Raw genomic sequence first — 26,272 nt, 5'->3', positions numbered from 1 at the left:
GCGGCGCCGAGGACACCCCGACGCCCCGGAGCGGAAGCGGCTATCGCGGCGCGAGCGAGCCACGCAGGGCGTCCAGTTGCCGGGCTGTGGTTTTCAGGTCGGGTGCCGAGGCGAGGCCGGCGTGGTAGAGGCGGAGCTCGGTCGCGCCGAGCGACCCCGCGTGTGCGGCGTCGGCGGCGAGGGTGCCGGGGGAGCCGCCCATACCGGAGACGACGGTGAAGTTCGCGGCGAGCGTCGTCGCGCTGCCCGCCTGCGCCGCGAACGGCCCCAGCGCGTCGGCCCGTTCGTCCGCCCCCCGCGCGCCGCCGGGGCACGGTACGACCACCCCGTCGGCGTGCGCCAGCACCTCCGCAGGGTCGGTGCCCGCGTTGGCGCCGGTACGGTGGGCGGCGGGGTCGGCGTGCAGGAGGACCCGGAAGTCCGCCGTGCCGCCGCCCGCCTCCCGTGCCGCCTCCTGTCGTACGGCGGCGACCGCCTCGCGCTGGAGGCGGCCGGCCGCCGCACCGCGCCAGGTGGCGAACAGCGCGGAGTTCTCAGCACCGAGCAGCGCGCGGAGGGCCACGCGCTCCCCCGCTCTGCCATCCGCGCCCGGCGCGGTGCCTGCCCCGCCCGGTGCGGAGCCTGCTCCGGGTTCCTCGCCGCGCCACAGCGGATCCAGCGCCGCGCGTACGTCGCGGCGCAGCCGTTCGGGGTCCCCGCCCAGTTCCGCGTACCCCGTCTCGCACACGTCGCAGAAGCACAGGGACATCAGCGCCGCGCCCACCGCGTCCAGCGGTATCCCGGCGACCTTGTCGTGGGCGTGCAGGTGGGCGAAGCCGTACCAGCCGCAGGACTCCAGTTCGGTGCCGCGCGTGCCGGTGCCGGGCCGTACGGCTGCCTCGGCCGCGAGGGCCACCGCGTAGGAGCGCACCTCGGGACGCGCCACGCACGGCGCCCAGGGGTAGCGGTCGCCGTATGCGTTGCGGACGCTGGTGTGCGGGAAGTCCTCGCCCAGGCGGGAGTTGTGCGCGAGCACCACCCACGAGTGGATGTCGAGCCCGGCGGCGGTCAGTGCGCGCGCCGCTTCCGCGTAGGGCCCGCCGGGGTCCTCGCTCGGCAGCCAGTCCTGGAGGTAGGGGCGGGGCGCGCCGGACGGCCAGCGGTGTTCCCCGGGCGGGTAGAGGACCGCTGAGTGCCGTGCGGTGACGACGCGGTGGCGCGGGTGGCGGGGGGTGAGGGCGCGAGTGGAGTGGTAGGCGGCGGCGAGGGTGACCTGCTGGATGCCGAGGGCGGCGAGCCGCCCGGGGGCCTCGGGGTCTCCGATGATGTCCCAGGGGTAGACGAAGGCGGCGGCTCGCATCAGCGGGCGGCTCCGGCCAGTTCCAGGCCGCGCTCGATGAGCGCGGCCAGCTCCTTCACATGTGCGGGCGCGGGTTCGGCCAGCGGCGGGCGGACCTCGCCCACCTCCAGGCCGCGCAGCCGCACCCCCGCCTTGACCAGCGAGACGGCGTATCCCTTGCCCTGGTCGCGCAGTTCGACCAGCGGTACGTAGAAGCCGTCGAGGAGCGCGTGAACGGTGGCGTCGTCGCCGGAGTCGAGCGCTTTGTGGAAGGCGAGGGCGATCTCGGGCGCGAAGCAGAAGACGGCGGAGGAGTAGAGGAGCACGCCGAGGGAGCGGTAGGAGAGGCCGGTGAGTTCGGCGGTGGGCAGCCCGTTGAAGTAGAGGAAGTCCCGCTCCAGGCCGGCGCGGCGCACGGCGGTGATGACCCGCTGCATCAGGCCGGAGTCGCCGTAGCCGTCCTTGAGTCCGACGATGCCGGGGTGCCGGGCCAGTTCGACGACGGTGCCGGGGGTGAAGACGGCGTTGTCGCGCTGGTAGACGACGAGGTCCAAGGAGGTGGCCTCGGCCAGTGCGGTGTAGTGCCGCAGCAGTCCTTCCTGGTCGGGTACGACGAGGTACGGCGGCATGGCCAGCAGGCCGTCGGCGCCCGCTTCTTCGGCGAGTGCGGCGAACTCGGCGGCCAGCGCTGTTCCGTAGCCCACCCCCGCCAAGACCGGAACCCTGCCGTCCGCCTCTTCGGCGGCGACCGCCACGCAGTCCCGGAACTCCTCCGGCGCGAGCGCGTGGAACTCCCCCGTGCCGCAGCAGGCGAAGACCGCTCCGGCGCCCGCCTCGATGCCGTCGCGCACATGGGTGCGGAAGACGTCGAGGTCGAGGGAGCCGTCCGGGGCGAAGGCGGTGACGGGGAAGAAGAGCAGGCCGCCGACCCGCTCGGTGAGCGGACGCACGGGGCGGATCGAGGTGGGGTCGGGCCGGGACGAGGGCTGGGACATGGGCCGGGACGAGGGCATGCGGCGCTCCTTGGCAGGTCGGGTCACAGCCTGACGGCGACGGACAAGCGCAGAGCAGCCGTTCCCCGCCGTGCACGTCTCTGATCCGCATCCATGTTCCTGAACAACTGCCACGCTAAGCCAGCGAGTTGGCCCCGGTCAAGGCCGAAGTCGGCGCCCTGCGCGCGGACTTCACCACTCCACCCGTGCCCCACCCCGCACCCCGTCGGCAGGGCACCCGCCATTCGAGCCCGCCGATCCGGCCCACCGTTCGAGCCCGCCGATCGAGTCCGTCTTCGAGCCGGCCCGCCCCCGAGTCGGCCGACGAACCCTTTCACCCGAGTCCCGGCGCCGCTCCCTTGACGCGGACGGAGGCGCTCCTTAGCGTTTCCCTATCCTTTCCCCATATATGTGAATCGCGTTTACAGATGGAGATTCCGTCGATGCCCGCACCCCGTACCGTCCTGCTCACAGGCGCCGCAGGCGGCGTCGGCACGCTGATGCGCGAGCTGCTGCCCTCCTACGGCTACCGGCTGCGACTGCTCGACCTGCACCCCCTCCCCGACGAGCCGGGCTCGCTCGGCGTGGACCTGGCCACGGCGGACAGCGAGACGCTCCGCTCCGCCGTGCGCGGGGCGGACGCGATCCTCCACCTGGCGGGGATTTCACTGGAGTCCTCGTTCGAGCGGATTCTCTCCGCCAACATCCGTGGCACGCACGCGCTGTACGAGGCTGCCCGCGCCGAGGGCGTACGCCGGGTCGTCTTCGCCTCCTCCAACCACGTGGTCGGCTTCACCCCCGTACCCGAGGAGGGCGCGCCCCGCGTCCCCGTGACGGCGCCACGGCGGCCCGACACCTTCTACGGCCTGTCCAAGTCCTTCGGCGAGGACCTCGCGCAGCTCTACTGGGACCTGCACGGCATCGAGACGGTCTCGGTGCGCATCGGCTCCTGCTTCCCCGAACCGACCTCGGTGCGGATGCTGTCGATGTGGATGAGCCCCGCCGACGGCGCCCGGCTCTTCCACGCCGCGCTGACGGCCGGGGATGTGGGCCACACCGTCGTCTACGGCTCCTCCGCCAACACCCGCCTGTGGTGGGACCTGACGTCGGCGCGCGCACTGGGGTACGAGCCCCAGGACGACTCGGAGCCGTACGCCGCCGAACTGATCGAGAAACACGGCGAGTTGGACCCCTCACAGCCGGACCAGGCCCACCTGGGCGGTCACTTCTGCACCCACCCGCCCCAGTGGCCCCACTGAGGCCGCACGGAGACCGCGACGGGGCGGCTGCTCACGCCCCGAGGGGTACGGGGCATGATGGGTCGGCAACCGATCAGCCACGGGGAGGCCCCTTCGTATGTCCGCCACGCAGTTCGCCCACCTGACCCTGCTCGCCGACTCCGGCTCCGACTCGTCCTCGGGCTCGGACATGCTCTCGGACCTGGTCCACTCCGGCGTGCTGAGCTGGATCATCCTGGGGCTGATCGCGGGCACCATCGCCAAGATCCTGCTGCCGGGCCGCGACCCCGGCGGCGTGGTCGGCACCGTGCTCATCGGGATCGCGGGCGCCTTCCTCGGCGGCTGGCTCTCGGCGACCTTCCTGGACCGCCCGATAGACAACAACTTCGTCGATCCGAGTCTCTGGGTCGCCGCGGTCGCGGGCTCTCTGGTACTCCTGATCGCCTACCGTCTTCTCTTCGGCAACTCCCGCGACCGCCGCTGACCCTGAGCTGATCTTGAGCTGGTCCTGCGCCCGGCTCGATCCCGGTTCCGGACCCGGTTCCGATCCCGGCCGGTCCGGACCTTGATCGGCCGGACAGCAAGCGGGGTGAAGTGGTAGAAACGCGGAGAACCCTGTACGTATCGCAGTGAGAGGAGGCGCCCATGTCTTCCAAGCGCCGCCGCAAGAAGAAGGCCCGCCGCGGCAACGCCGCCAACCACGGCAGCCGTCCGCAGTCCTGAACTGAACGGGCCACCGAGCCGAAGGGCCTCCCGCGTGCACCGCGCACACGGGAGGCCCTTCGGTGTCGGGGCCCGCTCCGTCTCGTTGTCCGGGCATGAGCACACGACATTTCTCCCGCCCCCTCCGCGGGGCCGCGGTGGCCGCCGCGGCCCTCGTCCTTCCGTTCCCGGCACTCGCTGGTCCGGCCGCCGCTGCCGGGCCGCGGGGCCCGCACGACGCCAAGGGCGTCTTCCTCACCGTTTCGGGGTCCGGACACACCTGGATCCGTGGAGTGACGCTGGAATGCGAGCCGGCCCCGCACGGACGCCACCCCCGCGCAGGCGAGGCGTGCGCGGCCCTGGACCGGGCCGGCGGCAACCCCGAGTCCCTGCCGGGCGGCCGAGGCCGGTGCACCAAGGAGTACGACCCGGTGACGGTGAGCGCGCGGGGCACGCATGGGGGCCGGCCCGTCAGCTGGCAGAAGACCTTCTCCAACGCCTGCACCCTGCACGCGGCCACCGGACCGGTCTTCGACTTCTGACGCTCTCCGCCTTGCGCGGTCCTCGGCGTCCGGAGACCGAAGGAGGCCCACAGCTCAACGGCCTCCGTGACTCCCGACGAGGGCGGGCCCGCGCCGCGCGGGCCCGCCCTTCCGTGTCGTCACCACGCCGTGGCCGTCACCACGCCGTGGCCGTCACGGCGTCCTGGCTGTCACAGCGCCGCGGCCCCGGGCTTGACCATGCCGCGCACCGTACGGGAGTCCACGTACTCACCGAGGGCCGTCATGTCCCACTCGCCGGTGAACTGCCGTACGAACTTGGCCATGAGGACGCCGGTGCGGGGCTCGGAGTGGCTGAGGTCGAAGCGGACCAGCTCGGCGCCCGAGCCGTCGAGCAGCCGGCAGTACGCCTTCGCCACTTCGGTGAACTTCTGGCCCGAGAAGGAGTTCACCGTGAAGACCAGGCCCGTGACCTGCGGCGGCAGATCGCCGAGATGGACGGTGATGACCTCATCGTCTCCCCCGCCCTCGCCCGTGAGGTTGTCGCCCGAGTGCTGGATGACGCCGCCCAGGATCGCGAGCTTGCCGAAGTAACAGGAGTCGATCTTCTTGCGGTTGGCGTCGTAGGCGATGACCGAGGCGTCCAGGTCGATGTCCCGCGGGCGCTTGCCCGCGCGGAAGGCGGGCTCCCAGCCGAGGCCCATCCGGACCGAACTGAGCAGCGGCCGACCGCCCTTGACGAGGGAGACCGTCTGATTCTTCTGGAGGCTGACCCTCCCCTTGTCCAGGTTGATCTTCCCGGCCGGGGCGGGGGCCGGGGGCGCCGCAGGTGCCGTCGGAGGCGCGGAGGGGGCGAAGGGGGCAGAGGGAGCGAAGGGCGCGGTGGAGGCTGCCGGAACCGGCGCCTGGGGTGCGGGGGCCACAGGAGCTGAGGGCGCCACCGGGGCGGCCGGGGCCGAAGGTGTGGGAGCCGAAGGGGTAGGAGCCGAAGGGGTGGGAGCCGAAGGTGTGGGAGCCGAAGGGGTAGGAGCCGAAGGGGTGGGAGCCGGTGGGGCCGGCTCCTCCACATTCACCCCGAAGTCGGAGGCGATGCCGCCCAGGCCGTTGGCGTAACCCTGGCCCACCGCTCGCACCTTCCAGACGTCGTTCCTGCGGTACAGCTCCACCACCAGCAAGGCCGTCTCCGTGCCGAGACGGGGCGGGGTGAAGGTGGCGAGCACCGCGTTCGTCGCGGCGTCGCGCACCGTGGCCGTGGGTTCCGTGCCCGCGAAGGTGGCACCGCTGTCCAGGCTCGCGGTGACGACGACCTTCGCGATGTCGGCGGGAACCGCCCCGGTCTCCACGGTGATGGAGTCAGCGGCACCGGTGCTGTGGGTCACGCCGGGTGCGCTGGGCTGGTTGTAGAAGACGAAATCGTCGTCCGAACGCACCTTGCCCTCGGGGCCCAGCAGCAGGGCCGAGATGTCGAGCTTGGTGGGTGCGGTCACATCCACCGCCACGCGTGGCGCGGTCAGCGGAAGGTTGGAGCCGGGAGTCATTGCCGTCATGCCGGGGGTAACGACCGGCCACGCTTTGCGGTTCCTTTGCCGAGGATGCCGCCTCGGCCGTCGCAGGCGCCGCTCCGGCCCCCGTGGATCCCGTCCCGGCGGCCGGAGGCGCGCCCCCGGCCGCCGGGGATGCCGCCCCGGCTCGGGGCCGTGCCGTCGCGGCCACCACTCCGCCCACGCACACCAGCATGCCCAGCAGGGCGCCGCCGCCCGGGGCGTCGCCGAACATCGCGTACGCCCACAGCAGCGTCGTCGGCGGGGTGAGGTAGATCAGCGCGCTGGTGCGGGTGACTCCGTCACGGCGCAGGCTCAGCCAGTAGAAGCCGTAGCCGCCGAGGGTGGACAGCACCAGGACCCAGGCGACGGCGAACCAGAAGGCGCCGGAGGTGGCGGGCGGTGTGGCGTGTCCCAGCGCGCAGGCGACGGCGGAGAAGAGGAGCGCGCTCACCACGCAGTGCAGCGGCAACGCGTCGGCGGCGGGCAGCGGGTGGCGCGCACCGCGCTCCAGGAAGCTGGCGGCGAGCAGCCCTGCCATACCCGCGAACGGCAGCGCGTACGCCCACGCCGGGGCCGCGCCCGGCGTCGCGAGGTCGTCTCGTACGACGAGCGCGACGCCGCCGAGTCCGGCCAGGAGCCCGGCCCACTGGCGTCGGGAGATTCGTTCGCCGAGCAGCCGTCCGGCCAGTGCTCCGGCGGCCAGTGGCTGGAGCGCGGCGATCAGCGCGGAGGTCCCCGAGGGCACGCCCAGGCCGACGGCCCAGACGGTGGAGCCGAGGTAGACCCCCTGGGAGAGCAGTCCGATCCGGGCTTGTTCGGCGAGGGCGCGGGCGGGCAGCCTGCGCCGCCGCAGCAGCAGCCAGGCGCCGCCCAGCAGTGCGCTCGCGGCCAGGAACCGCCACATCAAGAGGGTGTCGGCGCCAGTGAGCCGGGTGCCGAGTTCGGCGCCGATGAAGCCGGAACTCCACATGACGACCAGGCCGGTGGACGCACCTGCCGAGGCGAGCCCTCCGGAACGGGCGGTCACGGCTGCCGGGGCCGGCGCGGAGACCGGTGGGGCCGGCGGGGTCGGCGCCGGAGAGGGGGGTGTGGCTGGCACGGGGCCTCCTGGGGGCGGGCGGGAAACGGTAGACCGATCTGTTTACTGGTACTCGCGGTAGGATGGACTAAACAGATCGGTTTATGCAAATGATCTGTGCACACGAGGGCGCCGGAAGCCGTCCGGCCGACGGCGCAGACCACGAGGGGGACACGATGGAGAGGCGCGGGAAGTGAGCAGGGTGAGCACGGCGCCACCGGATGAACTGACCCCGGGCGCGCGGAAGATCCTCGACGCGGCGGCCACGCTCTTCTACGAGCGCGGCATCACCGCGGTCGGCGTCGATCTGATCGCCAAAGAGGCGGGGGTCACCAAGAAGACGCTCTACGACCGCTTCGGCGGCAAGGACGCGCTGATCGCGGCGTATCTGCGCGAGCGCGACCAGCGCTGGCGCGCCTGGCTGACCGAGTGGGTGGACGGGCACGGGGGCGACGCGCGCGAGCGGGTGCTGGCCACCTTCGACGCGCTGGCCGAGTGGATGCTCCGCCGCGATCCGCGCGGCTGCGGCTTCGTCAACGCCGCCGCCGAACTCCCCGACCCCGCCCATCCGGGGCGGCGGGCGGTCACGGAGCAGAAGCGCTGGCTGCGCGGCTATCTCTACGAGCTGGGCGCGGCTGCCGGGGCCGGCGACCCGGACCGCGCCCAGCGCCTCGCCGATGAGCTGTCGCTGCTGCACGAGGGCGCGACGGTGCTGCACGGGCTCGGCGTGGCCGACGACCCGGTGGGCACGGCCCGTGCGCTGGCCGAGGAGGCGCTGGAGCGCGCGACGGCGCCATAAGGCAGCACGGTCACGCTGCCCTGCGGCACCGTACGCGTCACGATGCCCGCGGCGCCGTGGGCATCACGACCGGGTCCGGCCTTCCCCGGCTTCCCCGGCTACCCCGGCTTCCCCGGCTCCGCGCGGCTCGCCGTCGGCGCGCCTGCGGGCCAGCAGCTGGAGGTATCCGGCGATGTGGCCGTTGAGTGTCGGGGCGGTGCCGGTGCGCTCCTCGGCGATGCCGAAGCCGTGGTCGTCCAACAGCGCGCGCAGGTGGCCGGGGGTGTGGTGCCGGAAGAATCCGCCGTCGGGGGTGGTGAACGTGCCGTACGGGCGCAGCGGCGCGGTGGCGCTCTCGCGGTAGCGCGTGTAGCGGCTCACGTTGCGCTCGTCGCTTTGGATCGGCACCTCGCTGACGTACAGCACTCCCCCGGGCCTGATGACCCGCGCCAGCTCGGCCACCGTCGCGCGCTGCCCGTCGTCGTCGGGTACGCAGGTGAGGACGGCGAACAGCAGCGCGGCGTCGTACGAGCCGTCCTCCTCGGGCAGGGGCAGTGCGGGCCTGTGGCGCAGGGAGAGCCAGGGGCTCTCGCGCCGACCGCGCTCGATCATGGCCCGCGCCGGGTCCACGCCGACGACCCGCTCGTAGCCGAGCGCCGCGAGCCGCGCGGTGAGCCGGCCGTATCCGCAGCCGTAGTCCAGGACGCGGGCGTCCCGGGGGATGTAGGCGGACAGCAGCTCGGGGTCGAGCGCGTGGGTGAACGTCTTCGTCGCGCCGTCGGCTTCCCAGAAGCCGTGCACATGAGGGCGGGCAGCAGCCATGGCCAGACGGTACCCCCTGAAGCCTCGGTGGCTCCGAGGTGCGGGCGGGGACGCGCTGACGCAGCCTGGGGGTATGAATACGCCCATCGTCGTCGTGCACCCGCCGGCCCCCGAGGGTGGCCGCCGTGTCACCGCGCACGGTGAGACCCTGGGGACGGCGTACGGGCTGACCGACCTGATCGAGTTCCTCCGCCGCGCGGGCCTCGACATCGCCACCATCGACCTCTACGACGACGAGGTCATCGACTGGCAGGGCGGCAACCACGAGGTCTGGGCCCACGAGGCGGAGTGACCCGCCACGCGGGGTACGCGACCCGCCGCGCGGGGTGCGGGCCGGACGTCAGGAACGCGGGCCCGGCGTCAGGAGCGGGGGCCGCTCTCGCGGATCGTCTGGAGCTGCTGACTGGTGGAGATCAGCTCCTGGGCCTCCCGCTCGGAGGCGACCATGGGCTGTGAGCCGCGCAGCGGCACTCCGGCGCTCTCCGGCATGAAGTGCACGGCGACCAGCCCGATCAGCCCGCTGACGATCAGATAGCAGCCGGGCACCAGGCTGCTGCCGGTCAGGTGCACCAGCGCCTCGGTCACCAGCGGTGTCGTGCCGCCGAAGGCGGCGACCGAGAAGTTGAAGCCGATGCCCATCGCGGCGTAGCGCACGCTGGTGGGAAAAAGCGCGGGCAAGGTGGCCGCTGAGGGTGCGGCGAATCCGGCCAGCAAGGTGGCCAGGATCAGCACCCCGAGCCCGGGCAGCACCCAGCCGCCGGAGCGCAGGAGCAAGAAGGCGGGCACCGCCAGCACGATCTGGCCGATCGCCGCCCAGCGGTAGACGGGGCGGCGTCCGACGCGGTCGCTGAGCCGGCCGAGGAAGACGATCAGCACGACGACCCACAGCATGCCGACGAGCACCAGCACTTCGGCGGTGGTGCCGTTCCGGTGCAGCACTTCCGTCTGGTAGGACGGCAGATAGCCGGTCACCATGTAGTTGGTGACGTTGTAGAGCAGCACCAGCCCGACGCAGATCAGCAGCACGCGCCAGTGGCGCAGGAAGATCGTGCGGAACTCGTGCCTGCTGGACTCCCGTTCGGCGACGACCCGGTCGTGCTCGTCCAACTGCTTCTGGAACGCCGGGGACTCCTCCAGCTTGAGCCGCATGTAGAGGCCGATGATGCCGAGCGGCCCGGCGACCAGGAAGGGGACGCGCCAGCCCCAGCCGATCATCTCGCTGTCCGTCAGCAGGAAGTTGAGCAAGGTCACCAGCGCCGAGCCCATCGAGTAGCCGACGAAGGTGCCGAAGTCGAGCCAGCTGCCGAGGAAGCCGCGCCTGCGGTCGGGGGAGAACTCCGCGATGAAGGTCGTGGCGCCGCCGTACTCGCCCCCTGTGGAGAAGCCTTGCAGCATCCGGGCGAACAGCAGCAGCGCGGGCGCGGCGGTCCCGATGGTGGCGTAACCGGGGATGAACCCGATCATGAAGGTGCCGCAGGCCATCAGGATCATCGTGGTGGCCAGCACCTTCTGCCGGCCCACCTTGTCGCCCAGCGGCCCGAAGAACAGTCCGCCGAGCGGGCGGACCACGAAGGCGGCGGCGAAGGTGGCGAAGGAGGCGAGGAGTTGCGCCGCGCCGGAGGCGCCGGGATAGAAGACCCTGCCGAGGTCGGCGGCCAGATAGCTGTAGACGCCGAAGTCGAACCACTCCATGCAGTTGCCGAGCGCCGAGGCGGTGACGGCCCTCTTGAGCATGGGCTCCTTGACGACCTGTACGTCGCTCTTGGTGAACGGGCCGCCTTTGTGGCGCAGCCGCCGCATCAGCTCGTCGCGCACCTGGCGGGGCAACTCGGCCACCGCGCGCGGCACCTGGCGGGCGGCAGCGGCTCTGCCCCCTGATCCTTCGTCCGAAGTCCTCGGGGCCTTTGACACGTCGGCGTTCACACCCTTTGTTCCCTATGACCGGAAAGGCTGGATCTGCTGCCCGATCGTACGGAGCGGATCCCCGGCGGGTTGCCGGACTCGCCGGGCTCCATGTGTGGCCACTGCCTGGTCGGATGCCTGGTCGGACACGGGCCGGGGACCGGTCCCGCACGGGAGGACCGCGCGGGCCGGGGCGCTGTACGCACGGCGACGGCCGCCCGGCGGGGTGTGTGCCGGGCGGCCGTCCTGTCTCTCATCTCCCGGCGCGAGCGGTCCGTTCCGCACACAGGCGGGTCCGTTCAGCGCGGGCGGCGGAGTGTCAGCAGACCCCGTCCCCCGGCTTGGGGTTGCCCAGGCCGAAGTACGGGCGCAGCCGCAGCCCGGCCCAGGTGCCGACGAGTGCGACGGCGCCCCAGATCCAGCCGTGCAGGCTGCCGGAGGCGATTCCGGCCAGGTAGGCCCCGATGTTGCACCCTCCGGCGAGCCGCGCGCCGATACCCATCAGCACCCCGCCGAGCACGGCCGCCACCGCCGTACGCCACGGCATGCCCCGGTGCAGCGTCCAGACGCCGCCGGCCGCGGCGGCGACCGCGGCGCCGATCATGATGCCGAGGTCGGTGAGGCTGGTCTTGTCGGCCAGCACGGGCCCGGCCAGCTGCGGGGCGTTCTTCGGCTCCTGCCAGAACGCCCAGCTCTCGGGCGAACCCCCCAACACCCCCACGAGCTTGGAGCCCCACAGCGCGAAAGCGCTGGTGATGCCCCAGGCGCCGCCCGAGACCAGCAGTACGGCCCCGCCCAGCACCGCGAGCACCAGCGCGCCCGCGAGCAGCGGCCAGGAGCCGCGCACCACCCGGGCGAGGGCGCCGCGCGCGGACGGCGGCGCGCCCACCGGGGGCGGGTTGCGCCGTGCCTGTACCCGGCGCGAGACGAAGAAGACGGCCGCCAGCGCCGCCAGCGTCACCGCCAGCGAGCCGCCCCAGCCGAGGTGGTCGGAGAAGAGGACCGGGTCGAAGGCGGGAAGGCCGCTCCACAGCCCGTACTGCCATGCGGCGAGGGTCGAGCCGACGATGAAACCGCCGAGGGTGAGCACGATGGTGCTCTGGCCCGAGCCGACGGCGAAGAGCGTGCCGGAGGCGCAGGCCCCGCCGAGCTGCATGCCAACGGCGAACAAGAACGCCCCGACCAGCAGTCCGATGCCCAGGGGTCCGGCACTGGGGGCCGGTACGGAGCCGAACAGTCCGCTCCCGGTGCCGATGATCAGCGCGAAGAGAGTGGCGGTCGTCCCGAGCAGCAGCGTGTGGGCGCGCAGCCCGGTGCCGTTGCCCACGGCGATCAACTGCCGCCAGGCGGAGGTGAATCCGAACCGGGAGTGGAAGAGACCCACGCCCAGGCCGATGCCGAGCAGCAGCAGTACGCCGGGCTTGGCGCCGTGCGCCGCCCAGACGTAGCCGGTCAGCGCGAGCCCGATGACCAGGGCGACGATGAGCGGCAGCCACCGCACGGCGGGCGCGGGCGCCGCCTCGGGCGCGGGGGCACTGGTGGGCGAGGGCGGCAGCAGCGCGGTACTGACCGGTGGCTGCGCCTCGGCGGGAGGAGCGGTCGTCACGAGGACCTCCGTGCGGGGTACGGGAGGAGGAACGCCGGGGAGGCGAGGCTGACAGGGACAGGCGGTACGCGCACCCTGGGGCGGGGGGCGTACGGGGGCGCCGCGCGGGGTGCGGCGCCCGGACACCGCGCGGAACGTGGACCGGGAGCCGCCGGGCCCGCACCCGGCCCGTACGTACCGGCCCGCCCGCCGTCCCGGCCCGGCGGACGGGCGGCGGGGTCAGGGGGCGTGGGGCACGGGTGGGGCCGGGAGACGGCGCGGGGAGAGGCGGCGGGTCCGGAGCGGCGCGCGGCGCGGTGGCGTCAGCGGCGACAGAGCGCGTCGTCAACGCTCCACGCGGTGGCCGCGAAGAGCGTGAGCGCGAGCGCCCGCAGGCGCGCAGGTCCGAACATGCGTGCCACGGTAATCGAGACACCGGAATCCATACCTCCGTGTCTCATACAGCGAGACACGGAATTGAGACACGGCGCGGCGTGACGCGCGGCATGCGGCTGCGGCTGCGGCACGGATACGAGTCGGCCGCATACGGGATCGGGCATGCGAAGCGGGGCCCGTCCGAGGCGGGGGCCACCTGCCCGGAGCGGAAGGCGCCGCGCCGCCCGGGGCGATCGCGCGGCCCGACGTCAGCCCGGCGAATCGCACGGTTCGGCGGCGGTCCCGGACCGCCCCCGGCGTCGGCCCCGGCCTCGATGACCGAGAGCGTTTGCCGAGGCCGGCCCCGGGGCGGTGCGCGCGACGGGCGGGGCGTCGCCCGGTCGTTGAGCGTTCCTCCCGTCAACAGCGGGAGATGCGGCAGACACCGTCCCGGCTGCCGGACGCGCCGTTCTCATGTGCCGCTTGTCGACCTCTCGTTCGTCTGAACGGGTTGGTCGCTCCGTGTCGGCCCCGCCGTGGGGCGCACGTCCAGCGAGGATGCTCCCTGTTCCTGACGATTTGTTCCACCGTGGCGGCAGGGCTGCCCCGCGCGCACCTGCTCCAGGAACCGTCATCCGCAACAGGATTTGAGGAGATCGACTCATGGCTCACATGGCTCACATGCTGAGGACCACGGCTGCCGCGGCCGGTGCCTGCGCCATCGTGCTGGGCGGTGCCGGACTGGCCTCCGCCGACTCCGGGGCGGCGGGCGGCGCGACCGGCTCGCCCGGTGTGCTCTCGGGCAACGTGATCCAGGTTCCCCTCCACGTCCCGGTCAACCTCTGCGGCAACTCCATCGACACCATCGCGCTGCTCAACCCGGCCTTCGGCAACACCTGCGCGGCCGACTGACAAACCCGCGCGAGGCGGCTCCACGAAGGCAGGCCCGCCTCCGCACACGCGTGGCCCCCGGTTCCTTTCCCGGGGGCCACGCTCATGTCCCGACTGTTTTCAGCCGCCGTCACCATCACCGTGCTCGCCCCGGTGGCCGCCGCCGTGCTCATCGCGATGGCCGTCGCGATGGCCGTCGTCGCGGCCGTGGCCGTTCCGGTCGCGGGGGCGGTGGAGGCGGCCACGTATGTCACCGGGCGGCAGGAACTTCGTCCAGCGTTCGGGGAATTCGGCGGGGGCGTCGTCCGCGCCGTCGTCCGTACCGTCGCTCCGGGCACGCCGGGCCGCGACGGCGGCGACCACCTCGGCCGCCGCCTCCTCGCGGCGGCGCTCGTTCGCACGGCGGGCCGCCGCCGTGGCGACCGAGGGCCACACATGGTCGATGGCCGCGTTGACGGCGGCGCCCACCAGCACGGCGAAGGCCGACACACCGATCCACAGCAGGACGGCGACGGGTGCCGCCAGCGAGCCGTAGATGGTGGGCCCCTCCACGGTGTTGGTGAGGTAGAGCCGCAGCAGGAAGCTGCCGAGCACCCACATCACCAGGGCGACCAGCGCGCCGGGAATGTCCTCGCGCCAGGGCGAGCGCACCGGCACGGACACGTGGTAGAGCGTGGTGAGGAAGGCGATGGACAGCAGCAGCACCACCGGCCAGTAGAAGACCGTGACGACCCACTCCGCCTGCGGCACCAGCCGCAGCACCGCGTCGGGCCCGGCCACCATCAGCGGCAGCGCCACCGCGCCGATGACCAGCGCCACCAGGTACAGCCCGAAGGAGAGCACGCGCGTCTTGACGATGCCGCGCCGCCCGTCGAGCCCGTACATGACGGTGATGGTGTCGATGAAGACGTTCACCGCACGTGACCCCGACCACAGGGCCAGCGCGAAGCCGAGCGAGATGACGTCGGGGCCGCCGCCCCGGATCACGTCGTCGATCAGCGGGCGGGCGAGCTGATCGACGCCGTTGTCCGACAAGACGGTGGCGGACGCGTCAAGGAAGTTGTTGCGCAGTGACTCGATCGTGTCGGCGCCTATCCAGTCGAGGTAGCCCAGGAGGCCGATCAGGCCCAGCAAGAGCGGCGGGATGGAGATCAGCGTGAAGAACGCGGCCTCGGCGGCCAGCCCGAGGACCCGGTATTCCATACAGGAGTTGACCGTGTCCTTGAGCAGCAGCCATGCCATCCGCCGCTTGGGCACGTCCCTGTATTTGACCCGGGCACGGCGAAGCCGGCGACGGGCCAGTCGCCCAGGGGGCCGCTCCGGGGCCCGTTCGGGGGTCTGCTCAGGGGTTTCCTCGACTGCACGCACGTCCTTAACGTATCTGGCATGCCAGCCTCGACACACACCGTGACCAACCAGGCTCCTCCGCTGACCGACTACGACGTCTTCTCCGCCGACGCGGCCCTGGCGGAGGGAGTCGCCCGGCACGTGGCGCCGGAGCGCGCCGAGCAGGCTCGCGCCGAACTTTCCGAGCTGGGCGGCGCGGCGGGCTCCGCGCAGGCCCAGGAGTGGGGCACACAGGCCAACGAGTGCCCGCCCGTACTGCGGACACACGACCGCTACGGGCACCGGATCGACGAGGTGGACTTCCACCCCTCCTGGCACCGGCTGATGGAGCGCGGCGTCGCGGCGGGGCTGACCGACCCGTGGTCCCGCCCGGACGGCCAGCTGCGGCGCAGCGCCGCCTTCTACGTGTGGTCGCAGGTCGAGGCGGGGCACGGCTGCCCGCTGTCGATGACGCACGCCGCGGTGCCCGCGCTGCGCAAGGAGCCCGACGTGGCGGCCGAGTGGGAGCCGCTGCTGGGCTCGCACATCTACGACTACGGCCTGGACCGCCCGGCGGGCACCAAGGCGGGCGCCATCGCCGGGATGGGCATGACGGAGAAGCAGGGCGGCAGCGACGTACGGGCCAACACGACGCGGGCGGCGCCGCTGACCGGTAACGGCGCGGGCAGCGGCGAGTACACGCTGACGGGTCACAAGTGGTTCTGCTCGGCGCCGATGTCGGATGTCTTCCTCGTGCTCGCGCAGGCGCCCGGCGGGCTGACCTGCTTCCTGGTGCCGCGCGTGCTGCCCGACGGGACGCGGAACACCTTCTTGATCCAGCGGCTGAAGGACAAGCTCGGCAACCGCTCCAACGCCTCCAGCGAGGTCGAGTTCGACGGGACGACGTGGGCGCGCCGCATCGGCGAGGAAGGCCGCGGCGTCGCGACGATCATCGAGATGGTCGCCGCGACCCGGCTGGACTGTGTGACAGGCTCCGCCGCGCTGATGCGGCAGGCCGTGGCGCAGGCCGCCCATCACGCGGCGCACCGTTCGGTGTTCGGGAAGGTGCTGATCGAGCAGCCGCTGATGCGCAACGTGCTGGCCGACATGGCACTGGAGTCGGAGGCGGCCACCACCCTCGCGCTGCGGCTGGCCGCCGCCTACGACAGCGCGGCGGGCGAGGGCACGGCGGCGGCGCACGACCGGGCCCTGCTGCGGCTGGCCGTGCCGACGGCCAAGTACTGGGTCACCAAGCGCTGCGTGCCGCTGGCGGGCGAGGCCCTGGAGTGCCTGGGCGGCAACGGCTACGTCGAGGAGTCGGGCATGCCCAGGCTGCTGCGCGAGTCGCCGCTCAACTCCCTGTGGGAGGGCTCGGGGAATGTGCAGGCGCTGGATGTGCTGCGGGCCCTCCAGCGCTCGCCCGAGTCGCTGAACGCCTTCTTGACGGAGCTGGGGCACGCGCGCGGCGCCGACCACCGGCTGGACGCCGCCGTCAAGGACATGCTCACGCAGCTGTCCGACCTGGACGGCATCGAGGCGCGGGCCCGGCGCCTGGTGGAGCGGATGGCGCTGGTCTTCCAGGGCTCGCTGCTGGTGCGCTTCGCGCCGCCGGAGACCGCCGACGCGTTTTGCGCCTCACGGCTGGGCGGCGACTGGGGCACGGCCTTCGGCACCCTGCCCTCGGGCGCGCACCTGAAGACGCTGGTGGAGCGGGCGCTGCCGGTGAGCTGACCGCCGGCTCCGGCCGCCTGATGCCGGGCCCCGCCGCACCAGGTTCCGAGCCGGGTCCCGCGCTCCGGGGCCCGGCTCGGCTCGGCGCGGCTCAGCGGGACGTGGGCAGGCCCAGGTCGGCGGCCCACGGAGGGTTCGCGCCGCGTACGGCCACCACGGCGGCGGCCACCCGTGTGCCGAACGTCAGCGCCTCCTCGACCTGTTCGGTGCTCAGCGCGTCCAGCCGTCCGCCCAGCGCGCCCGCCGTGTGGAGGGCGTGGAGGAAGCCGGCCATGAACGAGTCTCCGGCGCCCACCGTGTCCACGACCTCGGTGCGCGGGGCGGTGACGCGCACCCGCTGCCCGTGCAGCGAGGCGAGCACACCGTCGCCGCCCAGGGTGATGACGACCAGCCCGGCCCCGTCCGCGTGAAAGGAGTCGGCCGCCTCCTCCGGTCCGGCGCCGGGGCGCAGGTGGGCCAGGTCGTCGTCGGAGAGCCGCAGGATGTCGGTGGCGGCGCACCAGCGGGGCAGTGCCTCGCGGTAGACGGCCGGATCGACCAGCAGGGGGCGGACGTTGGGATCGACGGAGACCGTGGCGCGCTCCCGTACCTCGCCCAGCAGCCGTTCGACGGCGGCGCCGCCAGGCTCGCGCACCAGCGCCAGCGAACCGGTGTGCAGACAGGCGAGCGGGCCCGCCGAGGCGGCGGCCAACTCGGCGTCCTGCCACTGCCAGTCGGCGGTGCCCTGGGCGTGGAAGGAGTAGTCGGCGCTGCCGCTCTCGTCCAGGTCGGCCACCGCGAGCGTGCTGGGCTCGGGCGCCTTGACCGCCCGGCTCAGATCGACGCCGGACGCGTCGAGGTGCGCACGGAAGAGCCGTCCGAACACGTCCTGGGACAGCCGTCCGAGGAAGCGGGTGGGCACGCCGAGCCGGGCCAGTGCCACAGCCGTGTTGGCCGGGCCGCCGCCCGGGAAGACCTCCAGACCCAGCGCCCCGGTGGGCGCGCTGCCCGGCGCGCTGACGAAAGCGTCGGCCACGCACTCCCCCAGGACGGCGATAGGACGTACGGACATGCTGGGCCCTCTCTGTCGGCTCGGTCGCGCTCCGGCCTCTGCGGCGGCGCCGCGCGCGGAAGCGCGGGAGCAGCTTCTCTCACGCGGACGGCGGGGCGGCATCCGGGTCCCGGCATCGGGGGCCCCGCCGCCCGCACCGCCGACTTCGGCCGCCCGCCCGCGGGTTGGTCCGCCGACCGGTCGGGCCGCTTACCGGTCGGGCCGTCCCCCAGCGGGGTCGCTTCCCATCTGGGCCGCCTACCGGTCGCCCGCCTCCGGGCCGAGGATCGCGTTCACCTGTGCGGCGAGGGCGGCGCGCAGTTCGTCCGGCGGCGTGCCCAGGCCGTCCACGAGGTGGGTCACGAGGTCGGCGCGGACGGCGGACAGCAGGGCGTGGGCGGTGAAGTCCGGGTGGGAGACCCCCGGTACGTGGCGCAGCGCCCCGGCCAGGGCCTCGTGCCAGCTGACGTAGTGCTCGGCCTGGTACGGGCTGCTGATCCCGGCGTCCTCGGCGACCGACATCAGCCTCCGGTTCTCGATCTTGAAGAGCAGTACGGCGTCCAGCAGGGAGCGCACCCGCTGCCGTGGCGACGGGGCCGCACCGGCCGCGCGCTCCCCGTCGCCCTCGCCGTCCCCCTGGTCTTCGCGGTCCGCTTCCCGTACCCGCTCCAGCAGGGGCTCCAGGCGGGCTCCGATCACGGCGGAGATCAGGCCCGCGCGGTCGCCGAAGCGGCGGAAGAGCGTGCCCTTGCCGACGCCCGCCGCGGCGGCCACCTCGTCCATGGAGACGCCGCGCGGGTCGTCGCTGCGGGCGAGCAGCGCGTCGGCGGCGGCCAGTACGGACTCCCGGTTGCGCAAGGCGTCCGCGCGCTCCTTGCGCTGGGCCATGGCCTTCCTCCTCCGCGTACGGGCATGCCCTGGGCAGGGCGGGCAACGGTTCATGCTAGGTGAGGCCGGTACGCCCGGCTCACGGGCGCCGGGTTCACAGGCGGCCGGACAGCTCGCGCTCGGCGAGGGCGCGGAAGCCGCGCGGGGGCCGGCCGGTGACGCGCTGGACGGTGTCGGTGGTACGGTCCTCGGCGCCCTCGGCGATGGCGCGGTCCATTCCGGCCAGCAACTCGGCGAAGTCGGGCGGGACCTCGGCCGCCAGCCGGTCCCGCAGCCGCGCGAACGTCAGCCTGCGGTGCGTCACTTGGCGCCCCGTGACCTCGGTGACGAGTGCGGCGATGTCGTCGTAGCTCAGCGTCTGCGGCCCGGTGAGGACCAGATCGGTGTTCGGGGCCCGGTCCCCGGTGAGGGCGTGGACGGCGACGGCGGCGATGTCGTCCGCGTCCACGAAGCCGACCCGGCCGTCCTCCGTCGCGGACAACAGCAGGCCCTCCTCGCGGATGCTGCGGGCGTGGGCGTGGTCGCCGGTGAAGTTCTGCATGAACCACGACGGCCGCAGCACCGCCCACTCCCCGAACAGCCCCGGCAGCGCCTCGTGCACCTGCCCCATCGCGGGGCCGCCCGCCGGGATCGCGGAGGAGCTGAGCAGCACGGCCCGGCGCACGCCCGCCGCGCGCGCCTGCCGCAGGAACGGCAGCATGACGGGGGCGGGGTCCAGGGCGCCGACGGGCGCGACGAGATAGATGCTGTCCGCACCGTCGAGGGCGTCGGCGAAGGTCGCGGGCTCGTACCAGTCGAACCGGACCGCCCGCGCACCCTCGGCCGGGGTGGCCCTCCGGCTCGCGGCCTTGACCTCGTGCCCCGCGGCGAGCAGTCGCGCGGCGACGCGACCGCCGGTGGTGCCGGTGGCGCCGAGGACCAAGGTGGTGCGGACGGCGCTCGTTCTTCCGGCGCCCCGCGCGGTTCCGGCGGCGCTCATCGCTCGCTCCCCGCGAAGCCGGCGGCGGACTCGCGGAGCGCGAGGGGGTTCCAGTAGTCGCGGTAGGAGGCGATCCGCCCGTTCGCGACCGTGACGACGGCGATGTACGTCATGTCGAAGGGCCCACCGGTCTCCACCAGCCGCCCGACGCCCCGCATCTCGACCACGATCGTGCCCGGCTCGATAGTCCGGTGGATCTCGACGGACGGGAAGTCGTGAAGGTCGATGCGGTCGGGGTAGTGGCGCATGTACGCGACGATCTCCGCCTTGCCCTCCAGCCGGGCAGGCCACCCCTCGGGGGCGAAGGGGAACTCCATGACGGCGCGCTCGTCGAAGAGTTCCACCCACGCGGGGATGTCCTTGTCCAGCAGCAGGCGGAGGCTGTGCCGGTACAGCTCCTCGGGGGCGGTGGGTGTGACAGGCGTGGCCATGGAGGTGCTCCGTTCCGTGCGACGGCGACTATACGGACCACCGGTCCGCATACCTCCACCATACGGACCGTCGGTCCGCTTATCAATCGGAGCCCTCTCGCAGGGCAGCCCGCGCAGCCGCCGTACCCTTTGCAGATTTCGTCACCGGTTTAGGGGGTGACGGTTTTCTTCTTCGTCGTCGGGGCTGGGCTGGGGGCGACGGCCGCAAGCTCGCACCACACCGTCTTCGCGAACGGAACCCGCCCTCGCCGCTCGACGCCCCACCGCAGGCTCAACGCCTCGACAAGGGCAAGCCCCCGCCCCGACTCGGCGTCCGGCGCGGCGGGCGAGGGCATCGGCAGCGGGCGCGGATCGGTATCCGTCACCGCGAGCCGTACCGCGCCTCCGCTCCCGCCGCCCCGCCAGGTGAGCCGCACGGTGGCGGGCGATCCCTCCCCCACGTGTGCGATGACGTTGGTGAGCACTTCGCTCACACACAGCGCGACGAGATCGGCGACATCGGCCGCACCCCACCACCGGCAGTGCGCAACAGCCTGCCGCCGCACCCCCGCCACCTCCGAGGGCTTCGCGAGCGCATGTAGGCACACTCTTTCATTTGCCGCACCCTTCCTGTGCACTGCGTGACGGACACCTCACACAATGGCCGGAAAGCGCGTAGCGTTGCGGCTGTCGGGCTCCCGCAAGCGAACTGCTCATCAGCTACGACCAATTGCGGAGAGACGGGGAACCGCCCCGCCCCCAACGGAAACAACCACCAACGTGCGGCGGTGAACCATGCCCGGACCCAAGGACATCGACGGATCAGCGGGAGTCCCGACCTTCTACGGCGCGGAGTTGCGCTGGAAGCGGGAACAGGCGGGACTGACCCGGCTGGAACTCGTCGAGGACAGCTTCTACGGCGCCAGCCACCTCAGCGAAATCGAAGCGGCGAGCGCCGCATGCCCCGCGACCTGGCCGTCCACGTGGACAAAAAGCTCGACACAGACGGCTTCTTCACCCGCCTGCGAGGATGTGCGGCGCGCACGGCGGAAGGGGCATGCCCGGTATTTCGAGAAGGCCCTGGAGGCGGAGGGACAGGCCCTGACCATTGAAGAATGGAGCCCGTCACTCTTCCCGGGCCTGCTGCAGACTGAGACTTACGCCCGAGCTGTTGTCGGGGCAACTCATCCGACGGAACCACCAGACGAAGTAGCGGGCAAGGTCGAAGCCCGGATGACCCGAGCCCAACTCCTCAAGAACAACCTGAAGACGCCGACCTTCTGGACCGTTCTGCACGAGAGCCTGCTCCGGCGGCCGATCTTGAGCCCGGCTGAGATGGCTGCCAGCTCGCGCACATCGCAAACCTGGCACGCCGGCGTCGCATCGTTCCACAGGTTCTCCCGGGGGACGCGGGGGCCCACCCCTTCATGATGGGCATGATCACGATCATGACGTTCCCTGATGCTCCCGCTCTCGTCTACACGGAAGGTCCGCACAGCGGGGACACGATCGACGATCCGGGCCTCGTGGCGGACTATCGAAGGTCTTACGAGCTGCTCAGGGCCGCCGCGATGCCACCAAAGGCGTCCCTAGCCATGATCCAGGACGCGGCAGAGGACTACCGAAATGGCAAGCAGCCAGACTGACTTCGCAGCCGCTCACTGGCGCAAGAGCAGCTACAGCAATGGATCCGGCGGAAGCTGCGTGGAAGTAGGCGAGGACTTCCCCGGCGCCGCACACTGGCGCAAAAGCACCCGCAGCAACGGCTCCGGCGGCGACTGCGTAGAGGTCGCCGTCGGCACCCCGCAGGGGCCGGACACCCCGCAGGGGATCGTTCCGGTGCGGGACACCAAGACCGCGTCCGGAGGGCCCACGCTCGCGTTCTCCGCCGCTCCGTGGGCCCACTTCGTCGGCGCGCTGTGCGCGGACACGCTCAGCGGACGTCGGGCGGAGTAGACGGCGGGGGCGGGGCCACGAAGGGGAAGCCGCCGGCGCCGTCGTCGTGGAGGAGTTCCGCCAGGACGAAACGGCAGGTCCAACGACGGCGGTGACGGACGCCCTCCGTGACTTTCATGAAGCCGTCGGTGATCCGGTAGAGCTGGGTGCGCTCGCGGTTCCAGGGGTGTTCGGGCACGTAGTTGCGGGCCCGTTCCTCCAGGAGGGCCATCGCCCGTTCGCGGGTGCCGACGTACTGGCCCAGCACCTGGCTGCCCCAGAACCCGCCGCCCGGAGCGGTCTCGTGCCGTTCGACGAGAAGGTGCCAAGTGGTGTTCATGGCCGGGAGCTTAGCCACCCCGCCCCCGCCAGGGCACCGGGAACAGGGTGCCGGGCTGCCGGGCGGGCGGCATGAAGCGGGGCCGCCCGCCCGGCGAACCGTACCGGCGCGCTCTAGCCCGCCGCGGTGGGCACGGGCGGTGCGGTGGCCTCGGCCGGACGGCCGGCGAGCGCCGTCTCGATCAGGACGTCCAGGAGCGCGGAGTAGTCCAGCCCGCCGACCTGCCAGACCTGCGGGAACTGGGACGCGGCCGTCATGCCGGGGAAGGTGTTGATCTCGTTCACCACCAGTTCGCCGGACTCTCTCAGGAAGAAGTCCACCCGCAGCAGCCCCCGGCAATCGAGCGTCGTGAAGACGTTCAGTGCCAGCGCACGCAGCCGCTCCGCGTCGTCCTCCTCCAGTTTCGCGGGGATGTCGAACCGGGTGGTGTGGTCCGCGTACTTGGCGGTGTGGTCGAAGAAGGTGCGGTCGGCGCCCACGGAAATCTCCAGCGCCGGGCCCGCCTTGACCTGCCCGTCCGGGAACTCCAGCAGGGCGACGTCGATCTCCCGCCCGACCACGGCCTCCTCCACCAGCACTTTGGTGTCGAGTTCCCTGGCCACGGCGATCGCCTTGGGCAGTTCGTCCCAGTCCACGACCTTGCTGACGCCCATGCTGGAGCCCGCCGTCGCCGGTTTGACGAACACCGGCAGGCCGAGCCGTTCACGGTCCTGCGGCGATACGGAGCTCTCGGTGCCCGTCAGCACCACTGACGCGGCGACGGGGAGCCCGGCGGCGGCCAGCAGGCGCTTGGTGACGTCTTTGTCCATGCCGGTCGAACAGGCGAGCACGCGGCTGCCGACGTAGGGGATGTCGGTCGTCTCCAGGAACCCCTGGAGGAGCCCGTCCTCCCCGTACGGCCCGTGCAGCACCGGAAGCACCACGTCCGCCGAGGCCATGGCGTGCAGCGCGTCGGCGACGGTGTGGCGCACGGGAGCCCCCGGGGCGGGGGTCAGCCGGATCAGGTCCTGCGCGCTGTACTGGCCGGCCGGCGCGCGGTCGCCGACCGCCCACTCGCCCTCGGGTGTGATCCGCAGGGGGACGACCTCGTACCGCGCACGGTCCAGGTGGGTCACCACGGATGCGGCGGACGCGGCGGATACGTCGTATTCGCTGCTGCGGCCACCGAATATAACGACGACCTCGCTCTTGGCTACACGCTCAGACACGGGCGGCCCCCTCCTTGACATCGGAACTTGCGGTGTGCGGCCTCGACGCGGGGTCGTCGGTGCCCTCTGACGGATCCGGCAGATACCGGCGGGTCACACGTCCGCCGATCCCTGTCAGTACCTCATGTGGGATGGTTCCGGCCCACTCGGCCCATTCGGTGACGGTCGGCTCTCCCCGGTCGCCGGGGCCGAAGACCACCACTTCCTCGCCCATGTCCACGGACGCGTCCCCGGTGTCGAGAACGCACTGGTCCATGGCGACACGGCCGACCATCGGACGACGCTGTCCGGCGACCCACATCTCGGCCTGCCCGGCAGCCGCCCGCGGAATCCCGTCGGCGAAGCCGAGGGGCACGAGCAGCAGACCGGTCGGGCGTTCGGTGATGTAGGTGTGCCCGTAGGAGACGCCTTCACCGCTTTCCACCCTGCGGGCCATGATGGCCCAGCCGCGTACGGTCATGGCCGGGCGCAGCCCGAAGTCCTGTCCGCGTGCCGGCTCCACTCCGTAGAGGCCGAGGCCCGCGCGCACCAGGTCGAAGTGCGTGTCCGGTGCGGCGAGGCCCGCTGCGGAGTTGGCCATGTGCAGCAGTTCGGGGCGCAGCCCCGCCTCGCGGGCGCGGGCGACGGCGGCCTCGAAGCGCTCGACCTGTTCCAGGTGGGTCGGATGGTGCGGCTCGTCGGAGTGCACGAGATGGGACCACACGCCGACGACCCGCAGCAGCCCTTCCCGCTCGTATCCACGGGCCGCCTCGACCAGCGCCGGCCAGTCGGACGGCGGGGTCCCGCCCCGGTTCAGTCCGGTGTCGATCTTCAGATGGACGCGGGCCGTCCGGCCCGCGCGCTCCGCGCCCGAGGCCACCCCGGCCAGGTGGGGGACGGAGGTCGCGGAGAGATCGACATCGGCCAGTACGGCCGGGGCGAAATCCTCGGTCGGCAGGTGCATCCAGCTCAGGATGGGCGCCTGGATCCCGGCTCTGCGCAGTTGGAGCGCCTCGGCGGTGGAGGTCACTCCCAGCCAGCTCGCGCCGTGTGCCAGCGCCGCACGGGCCACCGGCACGGCACCGTGCCCGAACGCGTCCGCCTTCACCACGGCCATCAGCGCCGCGCCGTCTGCCCGTTCGGCCAGCACGGAGGCGTTGTGGGCGATCGCGCCGAGGTCCACGACCGCCTCCCCGTACGTGGGTCCGCGACTCTCCGGCCGCCCTGACGGTGGTTGGTGACCGGAGCGCTGTGCCATCTGCGTCGCGTCGAGAGCCATCAAGATCCTTCGTAAATGGTGGTATGACGTATATGAGACCATCCTCGGCGCGAGGACGCTCGTAGAGCCCGGCACACCCGCGACATCAGCCCTCGAACGGCGGGGACTGCGTGGCCCGGTACGTGAGATGCACTGCTGACCGTATGAGTTCCTCGGTTGCGACCGGAAACCCGCACACAGTCTGTGACCCGCTCACCTCGGAGAGCGCTTGCGTACCCGGCGAGTTCGCACGGTCACACGCGTACGCGCGGCCCCGCGCCTCCCGCACCGGCGGCGCCGGGCCGCAGGACTGTGAGGCAGGACACAGCCGCGCGCCGCTCCTCGGCCTGTCGGACCGGCTCGCGGGGGCTGCTCCCCGGACTCTCGGCCCGGGATGGGGGCACTGGACCATGGAGCGCCGACGCTACCGCACCCCACCGCACCGGACTCAGCAGCCGCCTCCGTTACGAACCGCGTACGGGTCTTTCCAGTGCGTGCGCGCTGCCGCTGGGTGAGAGCGCCCGAACCGCGGCGCGGGCGCCGGTACCCGCCAGGCTGCCGACTCAGCGTTTTTCCCGATGAACCCCCGCGTTGCCGCCGCGGCTGAACCGACGGGTCGTGCGGTTCGTAGACAGGGCGGACACAGATGCCTCTCACTGAGCGTAAGGGAACGTATATGGCCAGGCGCCGTAAAGATGAAGAGTTCGCGGGCGCGTGGCGCATTTGGTTCGCAGACCCGAAGAATTACAAAAAGATGCCGCGTGAAAGTGTGACGGTGAACGGCGTAGCCCTCGGGAAACGAGGGAGGCACCTTCTGTCGGCCGGCGACCTGGCATCAGCGGGTGTCCTGGAGACAGTGGAGCTGAAGAAGGGAGGTGCCGAGCTGGAACTGCAGAGCAACTGCCGGAAGATCTGCCGGGATTCGGTAATGCTGGCCAGCCAGGTAATAGCAGAGGAACGCGGCCTGGATTACGCAGCCGCGTTCCGCACCCTGTACCGCCACCGGGACAACCCGGAAGGAAAATACGCGCCCGGAACCGTACTGACTTACTCCGAGTACGTGGAGAAGATTGCGGCCGGGAGACGGATGCGCGACCTGCTGTCCGGGGACCCCCAATACCGCGCCAGCGAGCCTGAGATATCCGCGCTGCGCGACTGCGCTGAGCTTCCGCTGAGGGAACTGTCCGAAGGGCAGGTGCAGATCGACCGGCCGGAGCTGGAACGGCGTGGCCTCGTCAAGCCCCTCATCCGGCGCCCTGCCGTGCCGGGCGGACAAGGCCAGGCACGTGCGCGGGCGCAGACACAGCAGACACAGACACAGGCGCAGGCAGCGGCACCGAGTCGGCAGCGGCCCACGCCGTACGGGCGGGTCGGCGGACCCGGGTACGCCGGACCGGGACCGTCCAACCGGCAGAGCGGTGGCCGGCGAAGGGGCTGACCCGCGCTCGCCGTATCCACTCCGC

At 72.3% G+C, this 26,272-nt stretch carries 25 protein-coding genes and 2 pseudogenes; 11 read left to right on the top strand and 16 right to left on the bottom strand.

The window, feature by feature from the left end; genetic code table 11:
- Positions 1–40 precede the first annotated feature (40 nt).
- Positions 41–1,339, bottom strand: a complete 1,299-nt coding sequence (locus ABD339_RS25970) for a hypothetical protein (RefSeq protein WP_344569153.1) — start codon at positions 1,337–1,339, stop codon at positions 41–43.
- A complete protein-coding gene (locus tag ABD339_RS25965; RefSeq protein WP_344569287.1) occupies positions 1,339–2,313 on the bottom strand; it encodes a 5-dehydro-4-deoxyglucarate dehydratase in 975 nt (324 codons plus the stop codon). Before ABD339_RS25965 ends, ABD339_RS25970 begins: the two co-directional genes overlap by 1 nt.
- Positions 2,314–2,753: 440 nt before the next feature.
- Here ABD339_RS25965 and ABD339_RS25960 point away from each other — a divergent pair, with 440 nt between their 5' ends.
- From ABD339_RS25960 to ABD339_RS25950, 4 genes are all read left to right on the top strand, one after another.
- Positions 2,754–3,569, top strand: coding sequence for an NAD-dependent epimerase/dehydratase family protein (locus ABD339_RS25960; RefSeq protein WP_344569152.1), 816 nt, complete (start codon positions 2,754–2,756; stop codon positions 3,567–3,569).
- Positions 3,570–3,738: 169 nt separating this feature from the next.
- Entirely contained in the window at positions 3,739–4,032 is a 294-nt protein-coding gene (locus ABD339_RS25955; RefSeq protein WP_344569285.1) for a GlsB/YeaQ/YmgE family stress response membrane protein, read from the top strand.
- A 161-nt stretch (positions 4,033–4,193) separates the two neighbouring features.
- Positions 4,194–4,271 carry a hypothetical protein gene (locus tag ABD339_RS34035; protein ID WP_486388547.1) on the top strand — a complete coding sequence of 26 codons (78 nt, stop codon included), beginning with the start codon at positions 4,194–4,196 and terminating at the stop codon, positions 4,269–4,271.
- 95 nt (positions 4,272–4,366) lie between these two features.
- Positions 4,367–4,792, top strand: a complete 426-nt coding sequence (locus ABD339_RS25950; RefSeq protein ID WP_344569151.1) for an SSI family serine proteinase inhibitor — start codon at positions 4,367–4,369, stop codon at positions 4,790–4,792.
- Between the two features lie 170 nt (positions 4,793–4,962).
- Here the strand turns inward: ABD339_RS25950 and ABD339_RS25945 are convergent, their stop codons facing one another.
- Positions 4,963–6,288, bottom strand: coding sequence for a TerD family protein (locus ABD339_RS25945; protein ID WP_344569283.1), 1,326 nt, complete (start codon positions 6,286–6,288; stop codon positions 4,963–4,965).
- 229 nt (positions 6,289–6,517) lie between these two features.
- Positions 6,518–7,264, bottom strand: a pseudogene (locus ABD339_RS25940) (DMT family transporter); the annotation flags it as partial.
- A gap of 301 nt (positions 7,265–7,565) precedes the next feature.
- Here ABD339_RS25940 and ABD339_RS25935 point away from each other — a divergent pair.
- Positions 7,566–8,171: a TetR/AcrR family transcriptional regulator gene (locus ABD339_RS25935; protein ID WP_344569150.1), complete on the top strand. Its 606-nt coding sequence runs from the start codon at positions 7,566–7,568 to the stop codon at positions 8,169–8,171.
- Between the two features lie 63 nt (positions 8,172–8,234).
- Here the strand turns inward: ABD339_RS25935 and ABD339_RS25930 are convergent, their stop codons facing one another.
- Positions 8,235–8,972, bottom strand: coding sequence for a class I SAM-dependent methyltransferase (locus ABD339_RS25930; RefSeq protein WP_344569149.1), 738 nt, complete (start codon positions 8,970–8,972; stop codon positions 8,235–8,237).
- Between the two features lie 73 nt (positions 8,973–9,045).
- Here ABD339_RS25930 and ABD339_RS25925 point away from each other — a divergent pair, with 73 nt between their 5' ends.
- Complete coding sequence (locus ABD339_RS25925) at positions 9,046–9,264, top strand: hypothetical protein (protein ID WP_344569148.1); 219 nt, start codon at positions 9,046–9,048, stop codon at positions 9,262–9,264.
- A gap of 68 nt (positions 9,265–9,332) precedes the next feature.
- Here ABD339_RS25925 and ABD339_RS25920 read toward each other — a convergent pair whose 3' ends face one another.
- Complete coding sequence (locus ABD339_RS25920) at positions 9,333–10,883, bottom strand: MFS transporter (RefSeq protein WP_425576099.1); 1,551 nt, start codon at positions 10,881–10,883, stop codon at positions 9,333–9,335.
- 310 nt (positions 10,884–11,193) lie between these two features.
- Positions 11,194–12,480: a YeeE/YedE family protein gene (locus ABD339_RS25915; protein WP_344569147.1), complete on the bottom strand. Its 1,287-nt coding sequence runs from the start codon at positions 12,478–12,480 to the stop codon at positions 11,194–11,196.
- Positions 12,481–13,506: 1,026 nt separating this feature from the next.
- On the opposite strand from ABD339_RS25915, the gene ABD339_RS25910 reads away from it, so the two are divergent.
- Positions 13,507–13,746, top strand: a complete 240-nt coding sequence (locus ABD339_RS25910) for a chaplin (protein ID WP_344569279.1) — start codon at positions 13,507–13,509, stop codon at positions 13,744–13,746.
- Positions 13,747–13,845: 99 nt separating this feature from the next.
- Here the strand turns inward: ABD339_RS25910 and ABD339_RS25905 are convergent, their stop codons facing one another.
- Entirely contained in the window at positions 13,846–14,967 is a 1,122-nt protein-coding gene (locus ABD339_RS25905; protein WP_344569277.1) for a YihY/virulence factor BrkB family protein, read from the bottom strand.
- Between the two features lie 144 nt (positions 14,968–15,111).
- Between ABD339_RS25905 and ABD339_RS25900 the strand changes: the two genes are divergently transcribed.
- Positions 15,112–16,782: an acyl-CoA dehydrogenase family protein gene (locus ABD339_RS25900; RefSeq protein ID WP_344569145.1), complete on the top strand. Its 1,671-nt coding sequence runs from the start codon at positions 15,112–15,114 to the stop codon at positions 16,780–16,782.
- A 91-nt stretch (positions 16,783–16,873) separates the two neighbouring features.
- Here the strand turns inward: ABD339_RS25900 and ABD339_RS25895 are convergent, their stop codons facing one another.
- The 5 genes from ABD339_RS25895 to ABD339_RS25875 all read right to left on the bottom strand — a co-directional run bounded on the left by ABD339_RS25895 (position 16,874) and on the right by ABD339_RS25875 (position 20,697).
- A complete protein-coding gene (locus ABD339_RS25895) occupies positions 16,874–17,833 on the bottom strand; it encodes a carbohydrate kinase family protein (protein ID WP_344569143.1) in 960 nt (319 codons plus the stop codon).
- Between the two features lie 237 nt (positions 17,834–18,070).
- Positions 18,071–18,700: a TetR/AcrR family transcriptional regulator gene (locus ABD339_RS25890; protein WP_344569141.1), complete on the bottom strand. Its 630-nt coding sequence runs from the start codon at positions 18,698–18,700 to the stop codon at positions 18,071–18,073.
- Between the two features lie 94 nt (positions 18,701–18,794).
- A complete protein-coding gene (locus ABD339_RS25885; protein WP_344569139.1) occupies positions 18,795–19,679 on the bottom strand; it encodes an NAD(P)H-binding protein in 885 nt (294 codons plus the stop codon).
- Positions 19,676–20,110 carry a nuclear transport factor 2 family protein gene (locus ABD339_RS25880; RefSeq protein ID WP_344569138.1) on the bottom strand — a complete coding sequence of 145 codons (435 nt, stop codon included), beginning with the start codon at positions 20,108–20,110 and terminating at the stop codon, positions 19,676–19,678. Before ABD339_RS25880 ends, ABD339_RS25885 begins: the two co-directional genes overlap by 4 nt.
- A gap of 149 nt (positions 20,111–20,259) precedes the next feature.
- Positions 20,260–20,697 (bottom strand): ATP-binding protein, encoded by a 438-nt coding sequence (locus ABD339_RS25875; protein ID WP_344569137.1) that lies wholly within the window; start codon positions 20,695–20,697, stop codon positions 20,260–20,262.
- Positions 20,698–20,884: 187 nt separating this feature from the next.
- Between ABD339_RS25875 and ABD339_RS25870 the strand changes: the two are divergent.
- Both ABD339_RS25870 and ABD339_RS25865 read left to right on the top strand, forming a co-directional pair.
- Positions 20,885–21,735, top strand: a pseudogene (locus tag ABD339_RS25870) (helix-turn-helix domain-containing protein).
- Positions 21,716–22,045 carry a DUF397 domain-containing protein gene (locus tag ABD339_RS25865; protein WP_344569135.1) on the top strand — a complete coding sequence of 110 codons (330 nt, stop codon included), beginning with the start codon at positions 21,716–21,718 and terminating at the stop codon, positions 22,043–22,045. Before ABD339_RS25870 ends, ABD339_RS25865 begins: the two are co-directional and overlap by 20 nt.
- On the opposite strand, the gene ABD339_RS25860 is transcribed toward ABD339_RS25865, so the two are convergent.
- From ABD339_RS25860 to alr, 3 genes are all read right to left on the bottom strand, one after another.
- A complete protein-coding gene (locus ABD339_RS25860) occupies positions 22,023–22,364 on the bottom strand; it encodes a hypothetical protein (protein ID WP_344569134.1) in 342 nt (113 codons plus the stop codon). The two genes, ABD339_RS25865 and ABD339_RS25860, sit on opposite strands and share 23 nt — an antisense overlap.
- A 113-nt stretch (positions 22,365–22,477) precedes the next feature.
- Positions 22,478–23,572 carry a D-alanine--D-alanine ligase family protein gene (locus ABD339_RS25855; RefSeq protein ID WP_344569132.1) on the bottom strand — a complete coding sequence of 365 codons (1,095 nt, stop codon included), beginning with the start codon at positions 23,570–23,572 and terminating at the stop codon, positions 22,478–22,480.
- Positions 23,565–24,830, bottom strand: coding sequence for an alanine racemase (alr, locus tag ABD339_RS25850; RefSeq protein WP_344569130.1), 1,266 nt, complete (start codon positions 24,828–24,830; stop codon positions 23,565–23,567). The genes ABD339_RS25855 and alr overlap by 8 nt, the downstream gene beginning before the upstream one ends.
- Positions 24,831–25,485: 655 nt before the next feature.
- Here alr and ABD339_RS25845 point away from each other — a divergent pair.
- Positions 25,486–26,247 (top strand): hypothetical protein, encoded by a 762-nt coding sequence (locus tag ABD339_RS25845; RefSeq protein ID WP_344569128.1) that lies wholly within the window; start codon positions 25,486–25,488, stop codon positions 26,245–26,247.
- The last annotated feature ends 25 nt before the right edge of the window (positions 26,248–26,272 follow it).

The sequence above is a fragment of the Streptomyces axinellae genome (assembly GCF_039532135.1).
Taxonomy (GTDB): Bacteria; Actinomycetota; Actinomycetes; order Streptomycetales; family Streptomycetaceae; genus Streptomyces; species Streptomyces axinellae.
The sequence above is the reverse complement of the archived record's forward strand: the minus strand, read 5'-3'. Positions and strand labels throughout refer to the sequence as shown.

Coding starts and splice junctions, on each gene's coding strand:
- ABD339_RS25885 (WP_344569139.1), bottom strand. CDS start 19,679: ATGAGCGCCGCCGGAACCGCGCGGGGCGCCGGAAGAACGAGCGCCGTC.
- ABD339_RS25945 (WP_344569283.1), bottom strand. CDS start 6,288: ATGACTCCCGGCTCCAACCTTCCGCTGACCGCGCCACGCGTGGCGGTG.
- ABD339_RS25890 (WP_344569141.1), bottom strand. CDS start 18,700: ATGGCCCAGCGCAAGGAGCGCGCGGACGCCTTGCGCAACCGGGAGTCC.
- ABD339_RS25860 (WP_344569134.1), bottom strand. CDS start 22,364: ATGAACACCACTTGGCACCTTCTCGTCGAACGGCACGAGACCGCTCCG.
- ABD339_RS25905 (WP_344569277.1), bottom strand. CDS start 14,967: ATGGCATGGCTGCTGCTCAAGGACACGGTCAACTCCTGTATGGAATAC.
- ABD339_RS25960 (WP_344569152.1), top strand. CDS start 2,754: ATGCCCGCACCCCGTACCGTCCTGCTCACAGGCGCCGCAGGCGGCGTC.
- ABD339_RS25930 (WP_344569149.1), bottom strand. CDS start 8,972: ATGGCTGCTGCCCGCCCTCATGTGCACGGCTTCTGGGAAGCCGACGGC.
- ABD339_RS25895 (WP_344569143.1), bottom strand. CDS start 17,833: ATGTCCGTACGTCCTATCGCCGTCCTGGGGGAGTGCGTGGCCGACGCT.
- ABD339_RS34035 (WP_486388547.1), top strand. CDS start 4,194: ATGTCTTCCAAGCGCCGCCGCAAGAAGAAGGCCCGCCGCGGCAACGCC.
- alr (WP_344569130.1), bottom strand. CDS start 24,830: ATGGCTCTCGACGCGACGCAGATGGCACAGCGCTCCGGTCACCAACCA.
- ABD339_RS25880 (WP_344569138.1), bottom strand. CDS start 20,110: ATGGCCACGCCTGTCACACCCACCGCCCCCGAGGAGCTGTACCGGCAC.
- ABD339_RS25965 (WP_344569287.1), bottom strand. CDS start 2,313: ATGTCCCAGCCCTCGTCCCGGCCCGACCCCACCTCGATCCGCCCCGTG.
- ABD339_RS25970 (WP_344569153.1), bottom strand. CDS start 1,339: ATGCGAGCCGCCGCCTTCGTCTACCCCTGGGACATCATCGGAGACCCC.
- ABD339_RS25925 (WP_344569148.1), top strand. CDS start 9,046: ATGAATACGCCCATCGTCGTCGTGCACCCGCCGGCCCCCGAGGGTGGC.
- ABD339_RS25950 (WP_344569151.1), top strand. CDS start 4,367: ATGAGCACACGACATTTCTCCCGCCCCCTCCGCGGGGCCGCGGTGGCC.
- ABD339_RS25900 (WP_344569145.1), top strand. CDS start 15,112: ATGCCAGCCTCGACACACACCGTGACCAACCAGGCTCCTCCGCTGACC.
- ABD339_RS25910 (WP_344569279.1), top strand. CDS start 13,507: ATGGCTCACATGCTGAGGACCACGGCTGCCGCGGCCGGTGCCTGCGCC.
- ABD339_RS25865 (WP_344569135.1), top strand. CDS start 21,716: ATGGCAAGCAGCCAGACTGACTTCGCAGCCGCTCACTGGCGCAAGAGC.
- ABD339_RS25955 (WP_344569285.1), top strand. CDS start 3,739: ATGCTCTCGGACCTGGTCCACTCCGGCGTGCTGAGCTGGATCATCCTG.
- ABD339_RS25845 (WP_344569128.1), top strand. CDS start 25,486: ATGGCCAGGCGCCGTAAAGATGAAGAGTTCGCGGGCGCGTGGCGCATT.